Below are 5,800 nucleotides of genomic sequence, written 5' to 3' on the forward strand. Positions count from 1 at the left end.
AAAGGGTTAAGGTGAAGATACTTGATCAGTGTAGCAGCGTATTCCTGCTCCTGGCAAAGAACAGACTTGAATCTGTCTTGGAAGAGATACCCTCTCCTTTTATATTTCCTGTTGTATCTGCCTGCATAACCGCTGTTCAAGGGGCGCATCAGCTTGTGCAAGGGCAGATGACTTGTTCTGATAAGAAAGTGGTAATGATTGTCCATCAGAACCCATGCATAGCACTGGAATTCGCATTTTTTCAACCCTTTCGCAAAACGGGAAAGGAAATCGACCCTGTCGTCGTCATCGATAAAGAGTTCTTTTCCCTCAACAGAGTGCGCCATTATGTGGAAAAGGGAACCAGGCGATTCTATACGGGCCATTCGGGGCATATTTTCCTCCGGCGAAAGGATGAGATGGATGTAAGGTGGAGGTAAGGAGATGCAAATCCTGGGCCGAAGGAAAACCACAAATTAATAAGATGGTCCGTCCCCTGGTGTAAAAAAAAAGAAATGGAAAAAGAGAAGAAAAAATAAGTCCGTCATTAGCTTGTTCTATACATATAATACATGCATATAATATTTATTAATCTTCAGATACAGCATCTGCCAATGACCCAATCCCTTTAATAGAATAATTCTTCAGTGATTAGTTATTCCATGAATTTCCGTACACCCCTCACCCACGGCTATCTTATTAAACGTTATAAACGCTTTTTAGCCGATATAAGACTCGATAACGGTAGGATTGTAACAGCACATTGTACAAACCCCGGTTCCATGAAAAGTTGTGTCGATGTTTACATCTCAGAAAGTGCAGGGTCTCACCGACGGACAAAATACACATGGGAGATGATAAAGATCAACGATGACTGGTAGGGATTAACACCTTAATCCCTAACAAACTTTCAGCAGAAATTCTTCAACACAATCTTATTCCTGAATTATCAGGATACACTGTAATAAAAAAAGAGGTTACATTTGAAGATTGCCGTTTTGATCTTTATGCCGAAAATGATCACGAAAAATGCTTCATAGAAGTAAAAAATGTCACCTTAAAAAACGGAATATATGCCTGTTTCCCAGATGCAGTCCAAAACGAGGCCAGAAACACCTTGCCACTCTTATTAAAGCCAAAGAGTCCGGTTTCAGGGCTGTCATGCTCTTTGTAATTCAACGCAGCGATGTGGAAATATTTACACCAGCATTCGATATAGACCCCTCCTACGCTCAAAAACTGAAAAATGCCTACCTTAATGGTGTCGAAATAAGTCCTCTTCAGGTAAAAGTCTCCCCCATCGCAACACTTTGCGCTCGATAAAGAACACTACTACATCGAGAATGGCTCCTGGTGATTCCAGACAGGCCATTCGGGACATTTTTTCCTCAAGAAAGGTAGTAAGGGGAAATAAGGCGAAAATCCTGTGCCCGAAGGAAGATTGAAATTTAAAAAAAAGTCCGTCCCTAACCTAACGAGAACAGAGAAAAAAATAGTCCGTCCCTGACAAGAAACCAACTTCCCGGTATAAAACAGAGATATAACCACCTTCCTTAGAAGCCCCCCAAAATGATCAGCCCTGGAAAGAGTCTACGAAAAAAAAGATAAAAATAGTCCGTCCCTGGCCCCCGCGAGATCCGCGCTTTTGTAAGAAGCCCTTCAATTTTTTTTAAAAACTGAAATTCAAAGCAAAATCTGGAAAAATGATGTCAGAAAGAGGAGAATAAAAAAACAGGCTATCCTTCACCCAAATCGCGAAAAACAGCCTGTTTATGTATCTTAATGGGGTGGCTGAGGGGACTCGAACCCCCAACAACTGGAACCACAATCCAGGGCTCTGACCAATTGAACTACAGCCACCATGTATTTCTATGTCTAAAGAGCAAAAATCAGGTTAAGAAAATACCTAATTTTACCAGATTCCGCAATTTAATTCTTCCACCACTATTTCTGCAGAACAACATCTCCCCAGGTTCCCGGAATATAGTACTGCGCTTTTTCCGGAACCGAAGCAGTCACCTTTTCCCCCTGATCCACAGCAAAAACACCCAGCCCGATAGACCTTTCCTCAAAAGGAACTATCCCTGTATCGTACCAGGGAATTCTGATCACAACCTTATCATTGACAATCTCTCTGTTCAGTTCAGATTGCCACTTCCGGGATGTGTACTGAATAGCGTTGTCCTTGTACTCCCGTGTGAAATGAAATGCACCCAGTGAATCTTTGCCAGGAGAATAGCTGACTATCCTGTCAGGATAAGAAAGAAACGCGTTTTTCCCACTCTTTCCATCGATAATAAACCGCACAGAACCGGAATCCTGGTTCTTACCGATTACCACAAAGAAAGCATCCTTATTCCATGTGGCTGCGTACCGGAAATTCCCAACGGTGCTGAAGTTTTCATTTTTAACTGCAGATGCAACAGCACTCAGAGATACATCAGAAGCGACGCGCAGGGCTTTCAGTGGCTCGCTTTTATTAACCTTATCGAGATTCACTATTCCTATAGGGGCAATTGTACCCTTCTCCTGACCATCCGAAGCGCTCCAGTCGATCTGAAGGAACTCTTTTCCGCCTACAAGATCCTTCTTGATGCTTCCAAAGGAAAACTCTCCCGCATAATCGGAGATTTTGAAAGTCTTGCTGGACAAGGCTTTTTTCTTGCCGTTTGAGACGAGCGACAGAGTCAGAGAAATGGATTTTTTCTTGATCTGTGCAGTATCGATCTGCGCTCTGGCAATGATAGTGTCATTTCGCTGAGTTGCCCACGGCACAGGGGAACTGAATGAGACCACCTGGCTGTACGCAGAAACCGCCGCGAAAACTATTGTAGCTGTAAGCACTTTACATCTGTTCATCATCGTCCCCTTTTTCTGACAATTTCCGAGAATAGAAATAAAAATATACGTAATGCACACGTGAAAAAGAGAAGTGTCATTCCATGGGATCATCTTCCACCAGGGTCCAGAGTGTATCTCCGCCACTAATCAGGTCCACATTCACACCCTCAGGTGTAGTTGACCAACCAAAGGAAAATTCCGCAAGAGCATAGCTCTCTGGCACCTCCCAGGTGTTGATTTCACTCTCTAAAGGAAGATTGTTTTTGACTTTATGCAGCTCAAATATCCGTTTCTTTTCTCCCAACCGGACCATTTTTCTTTCTTTAACTACATACATTGTTTTTCCGCTCAAGTAACTGCCGGCAACATCTGCTTTCCATATAGCTTGTGCACCCGATGGTCCGCTGTAAACCCATCCGCTGTATGCCAGAAAAAAGACTATGAAGCTGCCGGCAATATGTGCAGATGCAGCAATGCGGTTTTTCAGACGCAAAAAATTCCAACACACTTCACTCACTATAAACAGCACCATCAGTTTCAGCACAGAATCAAATTGATCCGCTTTGAATGAAATCCCCATCAGGTCAAATAAAAAAGCGATAAAAACAACGATCGCATAAACCAGGTATCGAATCTTCCTGTGTGCTTTGCTGCGAAAACCAAAATACGCGCATACAAGAACAAGGAAAGGAAGCACCCAGATAAGAAAGTTCAATATTTTCATTATTCCACCGATCCCAGTAAAATTGAATTTCCTGTAAAGAAGACTCCGGCAACACACGCTGTCACCATACATGCCAGAGTCGCTGCAAGAAGTGCCCTGAAACCGATTTGAGAAAGAGCTCTTGTTCTTGAGGGAGCAAGTGCAGATACACCTCCCACGAATATTGCCATCGAGGCTACATGCGCAAATCCGCACAGAGCATAGGTGGCAATTATTACCGACCTGGGTTCTGAAATCAGATTACCGGAAATAGCGTTAGCAAGATCCTGATATCCAGCTACTTCTGTAGCAACAACACGCTCACCGACAATCTGAGAGATCACCGTCGCATCCTGCAAAGGTACCCCCATTACCAGGGTAAAGGGATAAAAAAGGTACCCCAGCAAGCCCTTCAGAGACCAGTCAATATTAATTTCCAGAAACGAATTGACCGCTCCTCCGGCACCGTTGAGAATCATATCGATAAGCGCCACAAGGCCCAGAACAGCAATAAGAAGCGCTGCCACTCCGGCTATCACCTTCACACCTGCATTAGCCCCGTTTATCACCGCCTCAAAGACATTTGCCTCTTTCTCATAGTCCGGCTTTACAGAGATACCCAGTGTCCTGGGGTGCTGTTCTTCCGGGTAAAGCACCTTTGACATTACTATCGCAGCAGGAGCGGAAAGAATTGATGCAGAAATGAGATGACCGGCTATGGTCGGGAAAGACTGCTGAAGTGTAAAGACATACAGCGCAAGGACATTTGATGCAACCGTGGCCATCCCTGCAGTCAGCATGGTGCAGAGTTCCGATCTTGTCATCTCAGCAATGTAGGGTCTCACTGTGAATGCAGATTCCACTCCAACAAAAATGTTCGATGCCACACAGAGTGACTCGGCTCCGGATATTCTCATCAGTCTGCTAAAAATACCCGAGAAAAACCTGATCAGCATCGGCATGATATTCAGGAAATAAAGCACTGAGATCAGAGCAGAGAAAAAGATTATAGTGGGTAGTCCCTGAAATGCCAGAATAAACCCGTGTGAGCCGCTCACTCCCGGAGGAATCGCAAGCGGTCCGAACACAAACCTTGCGCCTTCAGAAGACGCCTCCACCACTTTTACGACTAAATCATTAATCAGGAGGAAAAATCTGGACCCTGCCGGAACTCTGAAAATAAAGAGGGCAAAAACTATCTGAAGTCCTACCCCCCAGAGCACCACCCGCCAATTAAAAACTCTCCTGTTTGTGGAAAGCAGCCAGCCAAAGCCAATGAGCAGGAATATTCCAGCGAAGCTTATGAGGTTATACATAGAGATCTTTGATGGACATGAATGCCATATACAGATAAAATAATTTAAAATTGATGCAATCTAATCCAAATTTTTACAAACCAAAAACTCTTATATTCTAAATCTCCGGCAATTCTATTGTCACTCCCTGAAAACAAATTTCCATAAAATCACAGATGACTGCATCTGCGGGTTCCGGAATTATTTTTAAACCTTATTTTCACCAATGAAGTGATGAGTCCTCAGACCTGCCTTCTCTTCGGTGATTGCCTGGAATCTCCCTGGCTCTTTTTAACCTGAAATAATGAATTGGAATATTGAGATATGACTGATTTTACCAAAGGATTGAATGAAAATCAGAAAAAAGCGGTTTTGCACAATAAAGGCCCTCTTCTGGTGCTTGCTGGGGCCGGGAGCGGAAAGACAAGAGTTCTGACAATGCGTATTGCGCGTCTGGTCAGTGAAAAACTGTGCAAGCCGGAAGAAATACTCGCGGTTACATTTACAAACAAAGCAGCTAAGGAAATGAAGGAGAGGGTCGCAGACCTGACATCCGCAAAGATTGCGGACCGGATGACCCTGTGCACTTTTCATAGCCTGGGGGTAAAAATCCTGCGCGAGGACGGAGAGGCATGCGGCCTGAAAAAGAATTTTTCCATCATTGATGAGCACGAAAAAATTGCCACACTCAAGAGTATCATGCGTGCAACAGGTGTTCGGGGGCTCAAAGATCAGGATCCCCTGGAATTCGCAACTGTTATCAGTCTTGCCAAAAACTCATCCCTTGACCCTGACACTTACAAAAAAGAAAACCCAGATGAACGCAAAATCAGCCGGGTTTATAATTCTTACAGTTCCATTCTGCTGAAGCGGCAGACTGTGGACTTTGATGATCTTCTGCTGCTTCCTTTGAAGATACTGACTTCAAACCCCGATATCCTGCATAAATATCAGAAACGTTATAAATACATCTCCATCGATG

General features: G+C 43.9%; 5 protein-coding genes, 1 tRNA gene and 1 pseudogene. 2 read left to right on the top strand and 5 right to left on the bottom strand.

What is annotated here, in order from left to right; genetic code table 11:
* Positions 1-374, bottom strand: a 374-nt coding sequence (locus tag GX089_17575) for a transposase (GenBank protein NLP04307.1), incomplete at its 3' end; no start/stop codon positions are given.
* Between the two features lie 267 nt (positions 375-641).
* Between GX089_17575 and sfsA the strand changes: the two are divergent.
* Positions 642-1,302 (top strand): annotated as a pseudogene (gene sfsA / locus GX089_17580) (DNA/RNA nuclease SfsA).
* A gap of 460 nt (positions 1,303-1,762) precedes the next feature.
* Here the strand turns inward: sfsA and GX089_17585 are convergent.
* The 4 genes from GX089_17585 to GX089_17600 form a co-directional block, all read right to left on the bottom strand.
* Positions 1,763-1,839: transfer RNA gene (locus tag GX089_17585), tRNA-His, on the bottom strand.
* A gap of 84 nt (positions 1,840-1,923) precedes the next feature.
* Positions 1,924-2,841: a hypothetical protein gene (locus GX089_17590; protein NLP04308.1), complete on the bottom strand. Its 918-nt coding sequence runs from the start codon at positions 2,839-2,841 to the stop codon at positions 1,924-1,926.
* A gap of 73 nt (positions 2,842-2,914) precedes the next feature.
* The gene (locus GX089_17595) at positions 2,915-3,544 is read right to left on the bottom strand and encodes a hypothetical protein (GenBank protein ID NLP04309.1); all 630 of its coding nucleotides are present in this window, start codon (positions 3,542-3,544) and stop codon (positions 2,915-2,917) included.
* The gene (locus GX089_17600; protein NLP04310.1) at positions 3,544-4,845 is read right to left on the bottom strand and encodes a nucleoside transporter; all 1,302 of its coding nucleotides are present in this window, start codon (positions 4,843-4,845) and stop codon (positions 3,544-3,546) included. The genes GX089_17595 and GX089_17600 overlap by 1 nt, the downstream gene beginning before the upstream one ends.
* Positions 4,846-5,142: 297 nt before the next feature.
* Here GX089_17600 and GX089_17605 point away from each other — a divergent pair.
* Positions 5,143-5,800: UvrD-helicase domain-containing protein (locus GX089_17605; GenBank protein NLP04311.1), on the top strand; the 658-nt coding region annotated here is incomplete at its 3' end.

Source organism: Fibrobacter sp. (genome assembly GCA_012523595.1).
Lineage (GTDB): Bacteria > Fibrobacterota > Chitinivibrionia > Chitinivibrionales > Chitinispirillaceae > JAAYIG01.

Bases quoted from the DNA above. Each gene is read 5' to 3' on its own strand.
- GX089_17595 (NLP04309.1), bottom strand. From the start codon at position 3,544: ATGAAAATATTGAACTTTCTTATCTGGGTGCTTCCTTTCCTTGTTCTT.
- GX089_17590 (NLP04308.1), bottom strand. From the start codon at position 2,841: ATGATGAACAGATGTAAAGTGCTTACAGCTACAATAGTTTTCGCGGCG.